A 17,543-nucleotide genomic window follows, 5' to 3' on the forward strand; every position below is an offset into this window, starting at 1 on the left:
TGCGTCGTTGCTTCGCATGAGCTTGCGAATGCGCCCGCTCGAAAATGTCGCTGGGCGGCACTTTCGCATCATCGAATCGCCATCGGTTCTACCCGGCGAATCGATCGGCATCTGCTGCTGTGGGTCAGCCTGCCGCAATGACAGAGGTCGACCGAGGCGCTACAGCGCCCGTCCGATAAAGGAGATGGCATCATGCTTCCCGCGCGCACCTACAGCATATCGATCGATCGCAACTGGCGGGACCGGTACGAGGCGATTTGGCAACCGGAGATATTCCCAAAATGGGCGTGCGGCCTCACCGAATCCGATCTTCGCCGGGGCAGGACCGGATGGCTTGCCGATGGTCCCGACGGCACTGTGACGATCCGTTTCACGCCCCATAACGACCATGGAGTGGTGGACCATTTCGTGGAGACAGGGGACGGAAAGGAGGTCCATATTCCGTTGCGGGTAATAGCCAATGGCGAGGGCGCGGAGGTTATGCTGACGCTGTTTCGTCAGCCCGGCATGACCGACGAGGATTTCGCCCGCGATGCCAAATGGATCACCCGCGATCTGCGAGCGCTCAAGACTTATGCGATGGGCTGAGCGCAGATTCCAGTTCCGCAATCCGGGCAGTACACAGCTCGCTTACCAACGCCTGCAACATCGCTACCCGTTCGGCCAGCCAGTCCAGCTCGTCCGCGCCGATGACATATTCGCGGGAGTAGCGCGCCTTGATGTAGGCCTCCCGCAACAGATTATAGGCCCGCTTCTCGGACTTGCTCTCGGTCGGCCAGACCGACCGGAGCCGCGGTTCCAGCTGCTCCGTCAACGCCCGCAAACGGTTCAGATTGTGGGTCTTGGGGGAATAGAGGGTCCGCACCAGAAAGATGCAGTGATAGAACCGCTCGGTAGCTTGGTGGAAGAGAAACGCGGCTAACTTACGGTCGTCGTCTTTGACCGCGTACCCCGCGTTGCGAATAAACCCTCCCGCACTCTCGAACCATTCCTCGAAATAGTCCCGCGTCTCCCGCAGCGCCTCCGCTGACGATAGCTGTTTCGGTTCGGCAAACGGATGACCGGCCTCCTCATGCAGGACGATGCCGTCCCTGAGGATATCCATGAAGAAGTAGCGCCCGAGCCGCAGCTTCTCGTTCACATCGTCAAGGCTGTGATAGATGAGGCTGACCTGAGTGCGCAGCACCTTCCCCTCGGTCAGCTCCTCCAGCAGCCGGTCCTCAGTCTTCGACCAGAATTCCGGAATGTCGGTGAGGTCTTCATGGTCGACCACCACGAGAATGTCATAGTCGGAGAAATAGCGGCCGACCGGATCCTCGACCCAATCGCCGCGCGCATAGCTGCCGAACAGGATGATCTTGAGGATATGGCCGTTGCGAAAACGGGGCTGGGTGCGGTGACGGATGGCGCGGGCAAACCCATCCCGAATGATCTCGACGACATGCTCCAGCTCCCGGCGCTTTGCGCCGGGCAAATTTACATCCGGATCGTCGAGGCTTCGCATGGTGCCGCGCAGAATCGCGGCAAATCATCGCCTTGCCAAGCCCCCGCGAGCCGGCAAGGCAAGTTTAGTCATTCAGGGCGTGTCGCGGGTAATGATGCGGATGGCCCGGAGCATGTGGCGCTTCACCTGCCAGAGGAACATGCCTTCCCGCTTTGCGATCTCGGCATAGCTCAACCCTTCCACGCGGTTAGCCACAAAGACCCTCCGGGTTCGGGCGGGCATCCGGTCCAGCGCGGCCCTCGCGCGAGCGCTCCTGGCGGGATCAGGATCGGACATGGTCGCCTCCCTCATCACCGGCGAAGGCAAGGAGATAGTCGGCGGCCTTGCTGGCCTGACTGGCGGCGCGGAAGATCGCCCTGCTGTCCTTGCGCAGCACGGCCAGCCATGCGCCCAGATAGTCGGCATGGCGCACGGTCGGGACAATCCTGAGTTCGGCGCAAAGGAAGGCGCTCGACATCTCGGCGACGAGCTCCTCCCGCGCATAGGCGGGACTGCCAAAGCCGCTATCGGGAAGCCGATCCAGCCGCGAGATATGCCCCGTCCAATGCCCCAGTTCGTGCAGCGCGGTGCGATACCAGTTGATCGGCTCATAATAATGTTCGGGCCGGGGCACGCGGATATAGTCGTCTTGCGGGGCATAATAGGCTTCGGCTCCACCGACGCGAAAATCCGCGCCGGTTGCCGTGATCAGCGCCTGTGCGCGGGGGACGATAAGCGCCTTGTTCCATGTCGTGGCCGGGTCGGCCTCCGCCTCGTCCAGCCCCTCGCACTGGTCGAGATTGAAGACGGTAAAGCGCTTGAGGAAAGCGATCTTGCGTGGTTCGCCATCCGGCCCGCTCGGGGCATCATTCCGATCCTTGGGCGTGAACCGGTCGGCATAGCAGACGGTCGTGCCCTGCTCCCCCTTGCGGACATTGCCGCCCAGCGCCTGCGCCTGCCGGTAAGTCAGCCAGCGCTGCGAACCAAAGCCCTGTTCGAACAGGCGGTGCCAGAGGATCAGCACATTGATCCCCGAATAGCGCCGCCCGGTTCCGGCATTGCGCGGCAATCCCAGTGCTGCCGTGCCACTATCCCATGGCCGCACCCATGGCAGGGTGCCCTCCTCCAGTTGCGCGATGATGCGGTCAGTCACTTCCGCATAGAGGCTCGATCCATGACGCTGCGGCCGATCCCGATCTGTGCTGTCCCGATAAGCCATATCTTCCTCCTTCCCGCATCGCACCGGCCGCCGGAGTGGCGGGGGGGGGCGGCAGGAGCGGACCGGCAGGCCCACTGAATGAGGCGGGCCGCACCCGTCAGGGCCGCAACGAAGAGGAGGAGCCCAGCAGGGCTTGCGGCTCGCCGCAGTGGGACTAGAGGGCAGCGACGCCCACCCCCGCCGCGCCGACAGGCCGATCAGGCAATATCGAAACGCCATCGCGCCGCATTCGCGCGGTGCCCTTTGTCAGACCCTTCGCGCTGCCTCTCGCAGCGCTCCACATCGCAGGGATAGACAGGCCCGCGCTTTCCCTACCTGCGCCAATTCCGCTCAGGAAATTTCCTCGTCCGCAGACCATCCACGCCGGGCGGCGAAGCCGACCGGCGCGAAATGCCGATCCCGCAATTGGGAAGAAGCAGGCGACGTTTGTTCGCCGCCCGCTTCTGTCGATCTACGCCGCGTGCTGAACCGGCTCTTCATCGAAGTCCGCCGCTGCCGCCGTCGTGTCTTCCTCCGGCGCCTCGCCTTGCGCTGTTGTGTCCTTAATCATCGGAGCCACCGATTCCCACCGCTCGGCGCTGCCTACCCCGCCCCGTTCGGTATACGCCGAAGGCGGAAAAGCCATCCAGCGCAGCACCCAGCCATCCCGTGTTTCCCGACCATTGGCCCTGGCAAGACAGTCCCGCACTATTTGGCGCTGTACTTTGGCGGTCGCGCCCGCATTGCTCGATGCGATTCCTGAGCAGCACTTTCGAGCTTTGTCCGGGCGAAGCCCTGTCCACTCTGCGTGTCATGCGGCGAGACTATCGAAATCCGCCTTTTTCAGCGGGGCGAATTCATCTTCGAGCTTCAGCGCAAGGGCCTGCCCAAACTGGCATCCATGCTTAAGGAGCAGATCTACCTTCTATGATACGGGCGGCCAAGCCCGAAAGATGGCGATCCACCAATAGAGGAGCCAGAAGATCCGTCGCCGAGCCAGCCGCGAACCGGCGATCGCGTCAGGCAGCGTCTTCACCTAGAAGCTCACCGATAGGCCGTAGGCAAAAAGCCGACATGATCGGTCAATGGCGGCTCGAACTCGAAAGCCTTGGCCGACCCCGCAAATCATAGACGCGCTGCAACCGGAAGGCATTCGGCCGCTCCTGAGAGACGGCCAGCTCATTGCTCAACAGATAAAAAGGCGTCCGCGCATGTCCAAGCGTGGTCTTGACCTCCAGTGGCCGATCGCCGCCATTCAGGCCATAGGAGCGAATATCATAACCCGCGCCATCGCCATCCTCTTGCGCGACTGAGCGCACCTTGCTCGCAAGATATGTCCGCCCGACAGTCGAAAGCCGCAGTCGCTCGGTATGAAAGGCCTGCTCCTCGTCTCGCACACTCAAGGATCGATTTCGCGCATTCCGCGCCGTCGGATCAAATTTACGCACCAACCTCTCAGGCGGCTGAGTGCTGTTCTGTCGCTGACAACAAGCTTCGGCTGATCGACGATATGCAGAGCTACGATGTCGTCGACGGCATACCAGGCAGAGATGAGAATACTAGTCCAGCGTGTCGCCGGGTTGTTGAGCAGGGTCTTGAGTTTTGATAATGCTCGTCCTTTCTGCGCCGGTCGCCCCATCGTGCGTGCCGTTCGCCCCGCAGGCTGAGCAAACAAGTTGGCGTCGAGCCGCAGTCGGCTGATGAGTGTGGCCCGGCGGGTGATCGCATGTGCCAATTCGTGGACAGCAAAGCTGCTGTCGCCAATGAAAATGTTTCGCCGACCTGGCAGCCAGCGAGACAGTTGCAGCGCGCCCTGCCGGGCACAGTCCGTCAGCAATTTGTGACGACAGCCGCGTTGACGGTTCGATCGCTCCGAAGGAGCGAGCAACGTTAAGACTGGTAGCGCCTTAATCGAGCGGGTCCATGACACCGGGGTGACCACCATGAAGCTGAGCCAGCGCAGTCCGCTGGCTTTGACGAATGGCCGTGACTGGAGCTGACCGGGTCGCGGTAGATACCCCGTGCGGTGATCTATATCTACGCTGCATTCAGAGTGTTGCGATAAGGGTGATCCACCTTTACGCAAGTGCTTTCTGAGGTAATTGAGTGGGGATATCGTGGATCAAGCGCAAAGTTCTAATCTTGGTAACGTCGACGGTGTCGCATTTGGAATGATAAGTGGCTGGGTCGCAACCTGCGACGACGGCGTACCGGTCGATATATCGATCCTCCATAATGGGGATGTGATCGCCGTCGTGCAGCCGTCTATTCCCCGCCCGGACGTCATGGAAGCAGGCTTGGGAGCTATGAATAGCGGTTTCGCATGGAAAATCCCAATTGATATGTATGATGGCTTAGAACGCGAATTGACGTTCGAAGCACCATCCCACAACGGAATTTTCAAGCAAGTTAAAGTTTTTCGCTTTGATCAACCCCTCGTCAGCGAAATTCATCTTCGAAATGGTAGGATTTCTGGACGACTTTTAGCTGAGGTGGATACCGGTGTTCAGACGAGCATCGCGCTTTGTCGTCCTGAGAAGCCCCAAGGCGAGTGGCCCTCTGTTGCCGTATCGGATTGGGAAATTTCGGCTGAAGGCATACTGGCAGATTTCGACGTCGACGCCGCTGACTTATGTATCGAAATTGACGATTTAAAGGGCGATCTCGTTCTGCTCCCATTTGGTACAAAAATTGCTTCCGTCGCAAGCCTCATAAATGCTGGCGTTTCAGCCTCCTTTGAACGGGTCAGCGAGTATGAGCTACTGGTTAGAATAAGTTCGGAGCTAACGACAAGTTGGCAATCCGGCAGCATTCTAATTAACGGGGTTTTTGCCGGAAAAATAAATTTAAGCTGCGATGATTTCTCGAGTATGGGAGTTGCTAAAGTTTGGCTAGACGAGCCGACATCATTGGAAAGCGGCGATCTCGTATTTGTACTTGATGGTCAATCTTCGTCAGTTCCCGTAGTTGAAGTTTATAAACACTACGACGATCCTAAAATTTTGACGGCAAATCCCTATCTAGCTGCAAGCGAGCGAAATACTCTAAATCCATGGAAGATCGTTGGCAAACCAACCTTGGCAAGCTTAGAGGAAAATTGTAATTTTTTCCGATTAAAAAAGCTTGGGAAATCCCAGATAGCGGTAAGTCAGTTTTTTGATATCCAACAACCTTTGCCCAAATTGGTCGATGTAGCAGTATCGCTCCGGTCAAATAGGAGGACAAAGGTATCAATATGTATCGAGCAAGATGGCGGCGCTGATAACCTTAAAGTTGCGCAGCGGGAAATTACGGTACACGATTTTTTTTCTTACCGAATTGTCAGACTCGATTTGAGCGATTTCGATGGATTGCGTGAGCGATTTAATCTGACTTTATGCTGTGAATCCCGAGATATTTTGTGGCTAGACATCGAGCTCTTCTGTTGCGGCGAAGCAGGGTTCACTTCTCCTTCTTCAAATTTTGTGCGTCCAGAGTTTTTCAGCGCATCCGCAGCTCCAACTTCAGATCCTAATTGGGACTACCTTTTTCTGAGTGATAGCTTCTTCCGAGACCAACTTTCGCAAACTCAGATAATAAGATACGATCGGGACCCCGTCGCCTTTCTTCAGGAGAACCCCGACTTCTCACCGCATCCCATTTTCGACGTAGCGTGGTACAGAGAGCGATATAACATTGCTGAGAACCTAAGTCCGGCGCTACACTATTTGCGGTCAGGGGCTGCCGAGGGCAATTGGCCAAACTCTGTTTTTGACCCTGATTGGTACCGCCAAAATCTTACTGACCAAGAGAATGAGCAGATATCCGATCCGCTGAAGCACTACATTGAATTTGGCAAGGCAAAGAACTATTCAACACACCGTTTCTTCAACGCTGCGACGTATCTCGATATGAACGCGGATGTTAGGGTGCGGGGTGTGGACGCCTACGCACACTATCTAAGTCATGGTCATAGGGAAGGAAGGAAGACCTCTCCGCTGCTGGAGGCCCGCTATGTGGCCGAGAAGGGACAGTTGCCACTCGACAAGAACTTCCTCAATCGTGTGGTCGAGGAATACTCAAATACGCCCCACGAATTATCCCCCCTGTTGTTTACCGACATGACGGTGTCGAAGCGTGACAGTGGCTACAAGATACCTCCTAGAATTTCCTCAGCACAATCCTGGAGCGAACTCAACAGACCGTCCCTTGTCCGACGCATATTCGAACAACGAAGCCCGGTTTCCTTAGCCTCCGGACGGCCTAGATTTTCCATTGTCATTCCTGTTTTCGATCCTCCAGTCGACATTCTGCGCCAGTGTTTTTTCAGCGCCCTTGATCAGACGTTTCGTGACTTCGAAATAGTCCTTGTGAACGACGGAAGCACCAACTCGGCAATCGCGTCCGAACTCGAAAGTTATGCGAAGATTGACCCTAGAGTCATTGTGAGGAACCGGAGAGAAAATAAACATATTTCCGCAACTACGAACGAGGCGGTAGATTTATCAAACGGCGAATATATCGCATTCCTAGATAATGATGACATGCTTGTGGAAGATGCACTAGCAGTTGTCGATAAAACAATTCGCGAAAATGGCAGTCCTGATCTCATATACAGCGACGATGCGCGGTTCAATGAACAAGGTTCTGTGCTTGAAAGCTTGAGATTCAAGGTAGGATGGTCACCCGAGCTATTGCTTTCCTATTCTTATATTTCTCATTTCCGAATAATCAAAAGAGAAACATACGATCAGATCGGCGGCACTCGCATTGGAATGGAAGGGTCACAGGACCATGACATGTTTCTTCGCGTCGCAGAAGTGTCGGATCATGTAGTCCATATTCCTCGTATCCTGTACCACCGTCGTGCGCTAGCCGGCTCTACGGCAAGCGGTGGAGATCAGAAACCGTACAGTCTTGAAGCCGGTAAGAACGCTGTAAAAGAGGCATTCAGCCGCCGTGGACTAGATGTTGAGGTTGTAAGGCCTGATTGGGCTATCAAACAGAATGCCGGAATTTTTTGTCCAGTCATGCCCGATACTGGCCCATCGGTTACAATTATTATCCCAACAAAGAATAACTTCCTTAAAATATCGCGCCTCATTCGTTCATTGCCTCAAACAACGTACAAAAATTACGATGTTTTGATCATAGATAATGAAAGCGATGATCAAAGGGTATTAAGTTTTTTTAATTCCTTGCCCTACAAAGTGGTAAAAATTGCTAGCGGACCAGACGGCTTTAATTACTCAGCGCTCAACAATAAGGCAGTCGAGACGGTGAATTCCGATTACTTGCTTTTCCTAAATGACGACACTGAGATAATAGATCCCCATTGGTTAAGCCAAATGGTTGGCTGGGGCAGATTAACTGGAGTTGGGGCAGTGGGAGCGCGCCTTCTTCTTGGGTCAGGGCGTATCCAACATGGCGGAATTTCACCGACTCTCGCAGTTGGTTACACAATGTTCAGAGGGCTACCTGACGCGGAGGCCGGCTATCTTTCCTATGCCAAGGTAACAAGAAATGTTGCGGCAGTGACCGCAGCTTGCCTGCTCACTCCCACCCAACTTTTCAAATCTCTAGGTGGCTTCGACGAGAAACAGTTCGGTGTGGCGTACAACGACGTCGACTACTGCTTGCGCGTGCGCGAATCCGGCTTTCGTATAGTTTATTGCGGAGAAACGGCCTTATATCATCACGAAGGATCATCCCGGCCTAAGCAAGACAAACCTCGCGAGATTGCGGCATTCCGAGCAAAATATCAAGACTATGAAGACCCTTATTTCAATCCAAACTGGTCGCGATGGCACGCGAGCGTCCAGGTCCAACCGAGCGTGCCAGCGTTACCAGATTACGGGGATGCGCTTAAAGTGCTGCTGGTATCCCATAATCTTAACCTTGAGGGCGCGCCACAAAGCCTGTTTGAACTAGCAGCAGGTCTGCGGAGTATGGGCTTAAAAGATATCACTGTTGCATCGCCGCAATCAGGTGAACTCGGACAACGCTATGCTGCCGAAAATATCGACCTATTGATCTCCGCTCCTTTGGCCGCTGCGTGCCGGGCGAAGTCAGCTACAGATTACACGATAGCGATCTCCAACTTAACTACAGAATTTCGGAGTGGCAATTATGACGTAATCATAGCGAACACTGCAGAAATGCATATGGCTATACACGCTGCAGCCGGTGCGCGAATTCCATCTATTTGGATCATCCGCGAAGGGAATAGTTGGAATTCTTATTACCAGAACAAAACATCTGAAATAGAGAATATTGCTTTATCTGCTTTTTCTTTGCCATATCGAGTGGTGTTTGTTTCTGCAGCTAGTCAATTGAGGTGGTCCGATATCAATATTAAAGATAATTTCACTTTGATCCGTAATGGTCTCGATGCAGAGAGATTTCGTCAAAAGGTCACGATGAATAATCGGGTATCATTACGGAGGGATTTGGGAGTAGATGACGGCGATTGCGTTGTTGTTTGCATTGGGACGATGTGCGCTCGGAAGGGTCAACACGACCTCCTATTGGCTTTTCTGAACCTACCGGACGACCAGCAAAAGAGAACGCGCCTATTGTTTGTAGGAGAACGCCGAGGTGCCTATTGTGAAGCATTCAAGGCCTTTGTTGCTACCTTGCCCGTGGGTATACAAGAACGAATTTCCATAGTGGCGGAAACGAGCAATGTCGGAATGTACTACTCTGTTGCCGATGTTTTCTTTTGTGGGTCCCGTGTCGAAAGTTACCCGCGCGTTATTTTAGAAGCCGAAGCGGTAGGGCTACCAATTATAACGACGCCCATTTCAGGCATTCCGGAGCAAGTAATGGAGAATATCAATGCCCTATTTTATTGGCCCGGCAATGTCAGCGAGCTAGTCGAAAGGCTTTCCCAGATGCTTGATCCGAAGCTTCGTCAAACGATGGCAGAAGAGTCGGCAGAAGTGTTTAAAACGCTCACAGACTATGATGAAATGGTGTCATCATACCAGAGGATCCTCATGCAGGCAGCCGCCGCGTCACCAGGTTCAATTGTGCTATGACAACATCTTCTGACTGGTATTTCGAACGCAGTCTCCCTGATCTGAACGAGGAAGAAGCGGCGCAGATCAGGGACTTTCAATGTCTTTATTATGATCGCTGGCGAAAAGGTGGCGGTACCTATGACGTATCATGGCTAGGCCATCAAACCGTAAAAACTCCTAACGACTTAATTATCTATCAGGAAATTATTAGCCAATTACGACCGGACGTAATTATTGAGACGGGCACTCGTTGGGGTGGAAGCGCGTTATTTTTGGCAAGCATCTGCGATCTGATCGGTAATGGCCAAGTTGTGACGGTGGACGTTGAGGATTCGGTGAAACGCCCGGAACATCCGCGCGTAAGCTATATATTGGGATCTTCGATTGACCCGAAAGTCTTTGAAATCGCGCGGTCCTATGCAGCGAGTGGTAAATCCGTCATGGCCATTCTGGATTCGGATCATTCAGCAACCCATGTCGCGGTTGAATTATCGATGTACGCCGATCTTGTTTCTATCGGTCAGTACCTCATCGTTGAAGACACCAACATAAACGGACATCCTGTTCGCCCTGAATTCGGTCCAGGACCTTGGGAAGCAGTAGAAGAATTTCTTGAGGTCGATACTCGTTACGTCCGCGATGAACAACGCGAGCGATTCCTTATTACGGCGTCTCCAGGCGGATTTCTTAAACGGGTCGTATAGGTGTGAGGAGAAATTGGCGTTTATGACGAAGAAGAATTTATTATATTAATTTTAGATATTTTCTAATATTATTTAGTAAATCACAACACCCTTTGTTTATCGTATTCTAACACATTGATACGAGGTGTTTTCATGTCGAGATTTCAAGTTGTCGATTTGCGATATATAGGTAATGGTTCCCATGATTTTTTTGTTGCTGCCAAATTAGAGACGCCATCTGCTAAGGCATCATTTGAAGAAGCAAAGTTAAAGCTGCGAGGGTGGGTTGTCCCTAATATTGGCGTAGGCGTTGATATCATCGTTCGGTACGACGATCAGATAATTGAATCTGAGCTAAATGTTGACCGGCCGGATGTTGGTGTCTCGTTCAATACGAATTTGCGCAATACTAAGTTCGGCTTTGATCTAATTTGCCCAATATCAGAAGATGGGAGCACTATGACTATCGGCCTTAAGACAACGCATGAAGAATGGCCTTGGCTGGAAGTTGTGGTTATACAAGATAACTCAAATTTATCGAATTCTTCCGTCGAATCCATGAGCACCGTTAAATCAAAGAGGAAAAATATGAAATCACGGTCTACTGTCAAAAAGAAGTAATTTCATCGTCGCATATCTAAATTTTGTCTTTTAGAGCAGTTTTCGATCAATCTGGTTCGTAGCCGCATGATCTGAAGTAGCTGGCGCATTCCTGAGGCTGGAAGATATCGACGAGTTTGCCGATCAAGCTCCACAGGCCGCTGACCGTTCGCTCGCCCGCTTTACGGAGCATGGCCTTGAGGCGGGAGAACGCCTTCTCGATCGGGTTGAAGTCGGGGCTGTAGGGCGGGAGAAAGCGCAGGGTTGCGCCTGCGGCCTCGATGAGCACCTGCACCGATGCGCGCTTGTGGCTCGACAGGTTGTCCATGATGACGACGTCGCCGGGCTGCAGTTCCGGGACGAGGACCTGAGCGACGTAGGCTTCGAACCAGTCGCCGTTAATCGGTCCATCAAGCACCATGGGCGCGACCATGCCGGTCATGCGCAGGCCGGCGACCAGGGTGGTCGTCTTGCGGTGGCCGTGCGGAAAGCCCATCCGCAACCGCTCGCCTTTCGGGCAACGACCGTGGCTGCGGGTCATATTGGTCGCGGTCCAGGTTTCGTCGATGAATACCAGGCGCTCCGGTTCGAGATCGAGTTGCCCCTCGAACCAGTCCTGACGCTGCTTCAGGACGTCTGGTCGATCTTGCTCTATCGCATGGCCTGTCTTTTTTGCGCGTCAGTCCACGGCGAACAAAAAAGCGATGTAATACCAACCTGCATTGATCACGACCCACGCGCCCATTTTCGGCGTCCGATCGTCATGATGCGCCAGGGCTGATCGATCAGCCTGTTCCATGCTTCGCAGCAAAGGTCGATGATGTTGTCGTGGGACGTGAAGATCCGGTTGGACAGCCAGTTGTCGCGCATGAACTGCCAGATATTTTCGACCGGGTTGAGTTCGGGGCATTTGGGCGGCAGCGGAATGATGCTGATATTCTCTGGCACTTCGAGCTTTCCGGTCATGTGCCACCCGGCTTGATCCATCAACAGAACGCCGTGGGCACCGGGTTCGATAGCGAGCGATATCTCCGCCAGATGCAGCGACATGGTCTGGGTGTTGCAGAACGGGAGGATCAGACCTGCCCCCTTGCCAAGCTCTGGGCAGATGGCGCCGAAGATGTAGGCCGATTTCGTCCTCTGGTCCTTGGGCGCCGACGGCCGGGTGCCCCGTCTGGCCCAGCGGCGAGTGATCTTGTTTTTCTGGCCGATCCGCGCTTCGTCCTGGAACCAGACTTCTAGCGGCGTGCCGTGCGGGAGGGCAGCTTTGACCTTTGCCAGTTCGGCTGCAAAGCCCCCTTTTTGAAATCCTCCATCGCATATTCGTTCTGGGCATGGTGACGTGGGCGTGCCGTCAGTTTGACATAGCCCAGCTGGACACCCGCAAAAACTCTGGCGGATTTGGTGCATTGATGATTCATTGAGCGGGTAGCCATTGGAGGCGATCTGTGATGGATCCGAAGTCCCTTTTCAGTCTGAACGACCACCTTGAGATGCTGAGCCGTCACGGTGATCCGCTTGAGATGCTGGAACGGACGGTAGATTTTGAGTATTTTCGGGACTGGCTGGTCAAGGGGCTGGGTTATGGTGCCGCGCGACAATCAGGATGAGAGAGCAGCATCAATCAAGATGAGAATCGCCACCTGCTGATGCGGCGTAGGGCGTAGCCCGGAGCCGGGTCAGCAGGTGGCGATGTCGCCCTTTCCGGGGCGTTTCTGATGGTTGCGGCCGGTCCGGTATTCAAAGGCATAACTTCGCGAGAGGGGATGTCGTTCATGCCGGGCCGCCACGTCAACGATCATCAGATGAGGCTCTACATGAAGCTCCGACATACCCATGCCGTTCCGATTGCCGCCGCCAAGGCCAGTATCAGCACGGCGACCGCATATCGCATCGAGGGAGATCCTCGGCTTCCCTCACAGAGGCAGGTCAAACGAGAGCGGCGACGCCCTGACCCGTTAGCTGGGATCTTCGACGAGGATGTGGTCCCCATGCTCCAGGCTGCGCCTGGTTTGCGGTCAGTGGCAATTTTCGAGGAGATATGTCGCCGTCACCCTGAGCTTGATGGGCGCATCCGGCGCACATTGGAGCGAAGGATCCGAACATGGCGGGCGATCCATGGTCCCGAGCAGGAAGTGATCTTCCGGCAGGTGCATGAGCCGGGACGGCTTGGCCTGTCGGACTTCACCGAGATGAACGATGAGCACGTAACGATCGTCGGCGTGCCGCTCGATCATCGCCTCTACCATTTTCGGCTGATATGGTCGGGCTTCGAACACGTCCATGTCATTCTGGGCGGCGAGAGCTATGTCGCGCTTGCAGAAGGGTTGCAAAACGCCCTGTGGGCCGTCGGCGGTGCCCCGGTTGAGCATCGCAGCGATAGCCTGTCGGCCGCGTTCCGCAACTTGGACGCTGATGCCCGGCAAGATCTGACGCTGCGATATGACGCGCTGTGCGAACATTATGGCATGACGCCGACGCGCAACAACCGCGGCGTTGCCCATGAGAATGGCGGGATCGAGAGCCCGCACGGGCATTTGAAGGCAGCCATAAAGGACGCGCTGCTGATGCGTGGTTCGCGAGACTTCGATGATCTGGCGAGTTACCGGCACTTTATCGACGAAGTCGTCAGCCGCAAGAACCGGCGCAACGGCCCACGCATAGACACCGAGCGTGCGGTATTGCAGCCCCTGCCTGGCGCGCGCACCAGCGATTATGAGGAGACGATCGTCACGGTCACCTCGACCAGCAGCTTCACGCTTCGCAAGGTGTTCTACACCGTGCCCTCACGGCTGATCGGGCATCGGCTGCGCGTTCGGCTTTACGATGATCGCCTCGATCTGTTCATCGGCGGCACTCACCTCATGACATTGCCGCGGGGGCGGTCGTTCAATAACGGCTCCCACGGCCATGTGGTCGATTATCGGCACGTCATCCATAGCCTGCGGCGCAAACCCATGGCGCTCCTGAAGTTGGTCTATCGTGACCAGTTGTTCCCACGGGAGCCTTATCGTCAGACCTTCGACCGGCTCATTGCCGCATTGCCTGAACGGGTCGCTTGTCGGCAGATGGTAGAACTGTTGGCAATGGCGCACGAAAGAGCCTGTGAAGCCGAACTCGCGGAACTGTTGGCAGCCAACGTGGCTGCCGACCGGCTGCCCGACATGGATGCCTTGCGGATACGCTTTGCTCCCGATCCGGCGGCGCTTCCCGATGTGGTGGTAGAACTGGTCCCCCTCGTCACCTATGATGTTCTCCTGTCGGGAGAAGCCGCATGAGCCGGAACGCTCCCGCTATCGACGCCCAGCGCCTGAGCCTCATCCTCAACGACCTGCGCCTGCCGGCAATCAAACTGATCTGGCCCGACTTTACCACGCGGGCCGACAAGGAAGGCTGGCCTGGTGCCCGTTTGCTTGCGGCGCTCGCTGAGCATGAGATCGCAGAACGGGACCGACGCCGGATCGAAAGGCATCTGGGCGAAGCCCGCCTGCCACCCGGCAAGACTCTCGACAGCTTCGCCTTCGATGCAGTGCCAATGATCTCCCGCGCCCGGGTGACGGCGCTGTGTTCTGGTGATGGCTGGCTCGAAAAAGGCGCTAACCTCATCTTCTTTGGTCCACCAGGTGGGGGTAAAACCCATCTGGCCGCCGCAATCGGCCTTGCGTTGATCGAAACTGGCTGGCGCGTCCTGTTTGCCCGCACCTCCGATCTGGTCCAGAAACTTCAGGTTGCCCGCCGTGAACTGGCGCTCGAAGCCGCGATAGCCAAACTCGACAAATATCATCTGCTGATCCTCGATGACCTCGCATATGTAACCAAGGATCAGGCCGAAACGTCCGTCCTGTTTGAGTTGATCAGCGCACGGTACGAACGGCGTTCTACGCTCATCACCGCCAATCAGCCTTTTGGTGAATGGAACCGGGTCTTCCCCGATCCCGCCATGACACTCGCCGCGGTGGATCGCCTCGTTCACCATGCGACAATCTTCGAGATGAATGTCGAGAGCTACCGCCGCCGCTCGGCGATCCAGCGACAATCACGCGCTGGTCGGCCACCGACCTTCGCGACAATCAAGTCCAACGAGGAAATGTCGCGCAGCGACAATCAAACCTGCGAGTAGCGCTTGCCAGCGTCAATCAAAGCAGGCACCACTTGAAAACCGCGACGATCAGTTCTCATCCTGATTGACGGAAACTTCTCATCCAGATCGCCGCGCCATAGTTATGGCGATGGGGGCAAGGGTGGCCGTCCGCCGTTGGATCCTGTCGCCATGTTCGAGATCCTGATTTTGCAGGCCCAGCACAGTCTGTCGGATGCGCGGATGGCTGTCTCTTATACACATCTAGATGTGTATAAGAGACAGGCCCAGCACAATCTGTCGGGTGCGCGGATGGAGTATACGATCCGCGACCGGCTGAGTTGGAGGCGGTTTCTGGGTTTTGCACTCGGCGCTCGCACCCCCGACGAAAGCACCAGCCGACATTTTCGCAACCGGATGACGGAAACCGGAACGCTCAACCGGGTGATGAAGGCCTTCGACTGGCAACTGCACAAGAGGGGCTACATCCCCATGTCCGGCCAGATCATTGATGCCAGCCTGGTGCCCGCGCCCAAGCAGCGCAATACCGGTGATGAGCGGCAGGCCATCAAGGATGGCAAATCGGCACAGGATATCTGGCCCGACGACCCGGCCAAGGCGGCACAGAAGGACACAGATGCGCGCTGGACACTCAAGATCGGCGGGCAGGTCCGCTACAAGGATGGTAAGCCGCTACCGATGATCGCCTTGCCGGTATTCGGCTATAACAGCCATATCAGCATAGATCGCCGCTATGGGTTCATTCGTGCCGGTGAGGTCACTTCGGCGGCCCATGCCGATGGGCGCATGTTGCGCCATGTGATCGCGGAAAATAGCAGCAGCGAGGTCTGGACCGACACAGCATACCGCTCCAAGGCCAACGAAACATGGCCTGTCTCTTATACACATCTAGATGTGTATAAGAGACAGTCCCTTCATTTAGCCGGTTTTTGCGGGTGTCCAGCTATGGATCCCAAGTCCCTGTTCAGTTTGAGGGATCACCTTGATGCATTGAGCAAGGAGGGCGATCCGCTCGAGGTTTTGGAGACGGTGGGTTTCGAGTATTTCCGTGAGTGGCTGGTTGAAGGGCTTGGCTATGGCGATGGTAGCAAAGGCGGCCGCCCACCGTTCGATCCGGCGATGATGTTCAAGGCGCTGATCCTGCACGCGCAGCATAATCTGTCAGACGCTCGGATGGAGTTCATGATCCACGATCGGCTGAGTTGGCTGCGGTTTCTGGAGCTGTCGCTCTGGGATCGAACGCCGGACGAGAACACGATCCGGCATTTTCGCAATCGCCTGCCCGAGGCGGGAACGCTCAAGCGGGTGATGAAGGCCTTTGACTGACAACTCCAGAAGAAGGGCTACATTCCGATGTCCGGGCAGACCGTGGATGCCTCGCTGGTGCCTGCACCAAGACAGCGGAACACCGAGGGCGAACGCCGTCCCCCGATCAGGGGTTGATCTCAGCAACCAAACCGTTTCATCAGGAGGCCATTCAGCCAATACCTACAGGACTCCCGCGTCAGCGGGTTGGTTCAATCCCTCTTTCATCAACGCGGCGCAATTATTATAAAAAGTCGTCACGATTTATTACACAGGCGAAGTAAAAATTCATACCCGCTTCTGCCATAAAGTGATCAAGCCGCATTGCATTTCGTAACATTGGCTCATCCTTTTCATCAAAATTGTTGATGATATCTTCAAGGGCAAGCGCATAAATGCACCCACCCAAGAATGCGATATGCGCTTTTGGAGCCAGATCCTGAATTGCCGGGATAATACCTGCTGAGTCGGCGCATTCAGTAGGGTCAATCGCCTTCCAATGCTCAATTCCTGGTGGCGTGAGCCTGGAGGACATTAATGTGCTACGATCAAACGGACTAACAAGATAAGCTGTTGGCAAAGATTTTCTATAGAGTTCAACCCAATCAAGAACTGTTTCGCTCCATTGCATATAATTAGGAGGGCACGCATCGTTACAATAAATCGCACCATTTACTGCTAGGTTTGCACGACACCACTTAATGGCAGCCCTTGTATCAAACATATGGTGAAGGGAGTGGCGCCAGTATATTAAATCAAGAGGTTCATGATAATTTTTGGAGAGATCGACATAGTTTAATCGAATAATCCGATTTGCATCTATTTCTTGCTCTTGTGCGAATATCATCGCACGATCGAGTTGCTCATTGGATATATCGCACAGAATAAGTCTATCGAGAACACCTTGCTTAAGTAGCAGTATTTCATCCTCTGCCGTACCGCATCCTATCGACATTCCTAACCCGAGTGATTCTCGTCCCGTTTTACGCCGAATATATTCTCCTGCATTACCTGCTCCCGTCGCGCGCCACCAGTTTTCGTCAACAAGCTTACGGAGAGTTGGACTTTCCCACCACCGCAATATTGGTCGATCATCCGGCCGTGCCGCCATCTGGTCCCAGTGAAGTGCAGCCTTTTCCAGTAATTCCATGATTAGACCGCCTTAATTGTGATT

General features: G+C 54.8%; 14 protein-coding genes and 2 pseudogenes. 8 read left to right on the plus strand and 8 right to left on the minus strand.

The features are described 5' to 3' along the window. Positions 1 to 192 precede the first annotated feature (192 nt). On the plus strand, positions 193 to 588 hold the full coding sequence (locus FE851_RS14525; RefSeq protein ID WP_145203484.1) for a polyketide cyclase: 396 nt from the start codon (positions 193 to 195) through the stop codon (positions 586 to 588). Here FE851_RS14525 and FE851_RS14530 read toward each other — a convergent pair. The 5 genes from FE851_RS14530 to FE851_RS14555 form a co-directional block, all read right to left on the minus strand. Next, the gene (locus tag FE851_RS14530; protein ID WP_145203487.1) at positions 566 to 1,504 is read right to left on the minus strand and encodes a HEPN domain-containing protein; all 939 of its coding nucleotides are present in this window, start codon (positions 1,502 to 1,504) and stop codon (positions 566 to 568) included. The genes FE851_RS14525 and FE851_RS14530 overlap by 23 nt on opposite strands. Positions 1,505 to 1,576: 72 nt before the next feature. Then, positions 1,577 to 1,699 (minus strand): hypothetical protein, encoded by a 123-nt coding sequence (locus tag FE851_RS27310; RefSeq protein ID WP_409994489.1) that lies wholly within the window; start codon positions 1,697 to 1,699, stop codon positions 1,577 to 1,579. Positions 1,700 to 1,766: 67 nt separating this feature from the next. Then, positions 1,767 to 2,702 (minus strand): ArdC family protein, encoded by a 936-nt coding sequence (locus tag FE851_RS14540; protein ID WP_145203494.1) that lies wholly within the window; start codon positions 2,700 to 2,702, stop codon positions 1,767 to 1,769. 1,061 nt (positions 2,703 to 3,763) lie between these two features. Further along, positions 3,764 to 4,078, minus strand: coding sequence for a DUF3883 domain-containing protein (locus tag FE851_RS14550; RefSeq protein ID WP_261370994.1), 315 nt, complete (start codon positions 4,076 to 4,078; stop codon positions 3,764 to 3,766). A 2-nt stretch (positions 4,079 to 4,080) separates the two neighbouring features. Further along, positions 4,081 to 4,626: a transposase gene (locus FE851_RS14555; RefSeq protein ID WP_222422944.1), complete on the minus strand. Its 546-nt coding sequence runs from the start codon at positions 4,624 to 4,626 to the stop codon at positions 4,081 to 4,083. A gap of 172 nt (positions 4,627 to 4,798) precedes the next feature. Here FE851_RS14555 and FE851_RS14560 point away from each other — a divergent pair, with 172 nt between their 5' ends. From FE851_RS14560 to FE851_RS14570, 3 genes are all read left to right on the plus strand, one after another. After that, positions 4,799 to 9,700, plus strand: coding sequence for a glycosyltransferase (locus FE851_RS14560; RefSeq protein WP_145203500.1), 4,902 nt, complete (start codon positions 4,799 to 4,801; stop codon positions 9,698 to 9,700). After that, on the plus strand, positions 9,697 to 10,386 hold the full coding sequence (locus FE851_RS14565) for a CmcI family methyltransferase (protein ID WP_145203503.1): 690 nt from the start codon (positions 9,697 to 9,699) through the stop codon (positions 10,384 to 10,386). Before FE851_RS14560 ends, FE851_RS14565 begins: the two co-directional genes overlap by 4 nt. Positions 10,387 to 10,518: 132 nt before the next feature. Beyond that, complete coding sequence (locus FE851_RS14570) at positions 10,519 to 10,986, plus strand: hypothetical protein (protein WP_145203506.1); 468 nt, start codon at positions 10,519 to 10,521, stop codon at positions 10,984 to 10,986. Between the two features lie 46 nt (positions 10,987 to 11,032). Here the strand turns inward: FE851_RS14570 and FE851_RS14575 are convergent. After that, a pseudogene (locus FE851_RS14575) lies at positions 11,033 to 11,638 on the minus strand (IS630 family transposase); the annotation flags it as partial. Between the two features lie 53 nt (positions 11,639 to 11,691). Then, a pseudogene (locus FE851_RS14580) lies at positions 11,692 to 12,344 on the minus strand (IS630 family transposase); the annotation flags it as partial. Positions 12,345 to 12,416: 72 nt separating this feature from the next. Here FE851_RS14580 and FE851_RS14585 point away from each other — a divergent pair. The 4 genes from FE851_RS14585 to FE851_RS26510 all read left to right on the plus strand — a co-directional run bounded on the left by FE851_RS14585 (position 12,417) and on the right by FE851_RS26510 (position 16,390). Further along, entirely contained in the window at positions 12,417 to 12,575 is a 159-nt protein-coding gene (locus FE851_RS14585) for a hypothetical protein (protein ID WP_222422945.1), read from the plus strand. Positions 12,576 to 12,740: 165 nt separating this feature from the next. Next, positions 12,741 to 14,243 carry an IS21 family transposase gene (gene istA / locus FE851_RS14590; protein ID WP_145203511.1) on the plus strand — a complete coding sequence of 501 codons (1,503 nt, stop codon included), beginning with the start codon at positions 12,741 to 12,743 and terminating at the stop codon, positions 14,241 to 14,243. Then, a complete protein-coding gene (istB, locus tag FE851_RS14595; protein WP_145203513.1) occupies positions 14,240 to 15,085 on the plus strand; it encodes an IS21-like element helper ATPase IstB in 846 nt (281 codons plus the stop codon). Before istA ends, istB begins: the two co-directional genes overlap by 4 nt. Positions 15,086 to 15,235: 150 nt before the next feature. Then, on the plus strand, positions 15,236 to 16,390 hold the full coding sequence (locus tag FE851_RS26510; protein WP_222422946.1) for a transposase: 1,155 nt from the start codon (positions 15,236 to 15,238) through the stop codon (positions 16,388 to 16,390). Positions 16,391 to 16,613: 223 nt separating this feature from the next. Here FE851_RS26510 and FE851_RS14610 read toward each other — a convergent pair whose 3' ends face one another. Beyond that, positions 16,614 to 17,519, minus strand: coding sequence for a class I SAM-dependent methyltransferase (locus FE851_RS14610; RefSeq protein ID WP_145203515.1), 906 nt, complete (start codon positions 17,517 to 17,519; stop codon positions 16,614 to 16,616). Positions 17,520 to 17,543 lie beyond the last annotated feature (24 nt).

The sequence above is a fragment of the Sphingobium sp. B2 genome, assembly GCF_007693735.1.
Classification (GTDB): Bacteria; Pseudomonadota; Alphaproteobacteria; order Sphingomonadales; family Sphingomonadaceae; genus Sphingobium; species Sphingobium xenophagum.

Coding starts and splice junctions, on each gene's coding strand:
- FE851_RS14525 (WP_145203484.1), top strand. CDS start 193: ATGCTTCCCGCGCGCACCTACAGCATATCGATCGATCGCAACTGGCGG.
- FE851_RS14530 (WP_145203487.1), bottom strand. CDS start 1,504: ATGCGAAGCCTCGACGATCCGGATGTAAATTTGCCCGGCGCAAAGCGC.
- FE851_RS14540 (WP_145203494.1), bottom strand. CDS start 2,702: ATGGCTTATCGGGACAGCACAGATCGGGATCGGCCGCAGCGTCATGGA.
- FE851_RS14555 (WP_222422944.1), bottom strand. CDS start 4,626: ATGGTGGTCACCCCGGTGTCATGGACCCGCTCGATTAAGGCGCTACCA.
- FE851_RS14565 (WP_145203503.1), top strand. CDS start 9,697: ATGACAACATCTTCTGACTGGTATTTCGAACGCAGTCTCCCTGATCTG.
- FE851_RS14570 (WP_145203506.1), top strand. CDS start 10,519: ATGTCGAGATTTCAAGTTGTCGATTTGCGATATATAGGTAATGGTTCC.
- FE851_RS14585 (WP_222422945.1), top strand. CDS start 12,417: ATGGATCCGAAGTCCCTTTTCAGTCTGAACGACCACCTTGAGATGCTG.
- istA (WP_145203511.1), top strand. CDS start 12,741: ATGCCGGGCCGCCACGTCAACGATCATCAGATGAGGCTCTACATGAAG.
- istB (WP_145203513.1), top strand. CDS start 14,240: ATGAGCCGGAACGCTCCCGCTATCGACGCCCAGCGCCTGAGCCTCATC.
- FE851_RS26510 (WP_222422946.1), top strand. CDS start 15,236: ATGTTCGAGATCCTGATTTTGCAGGCCCAGCACAGTCTGTCGGATGCG.
- FE851_RS14610 (WP_145203515.1), bottom strand. CDS start 17,519: ATGGAATTACTGGAAAAGGCTGCACTTCACTGGGACCAGATGGCGGCA.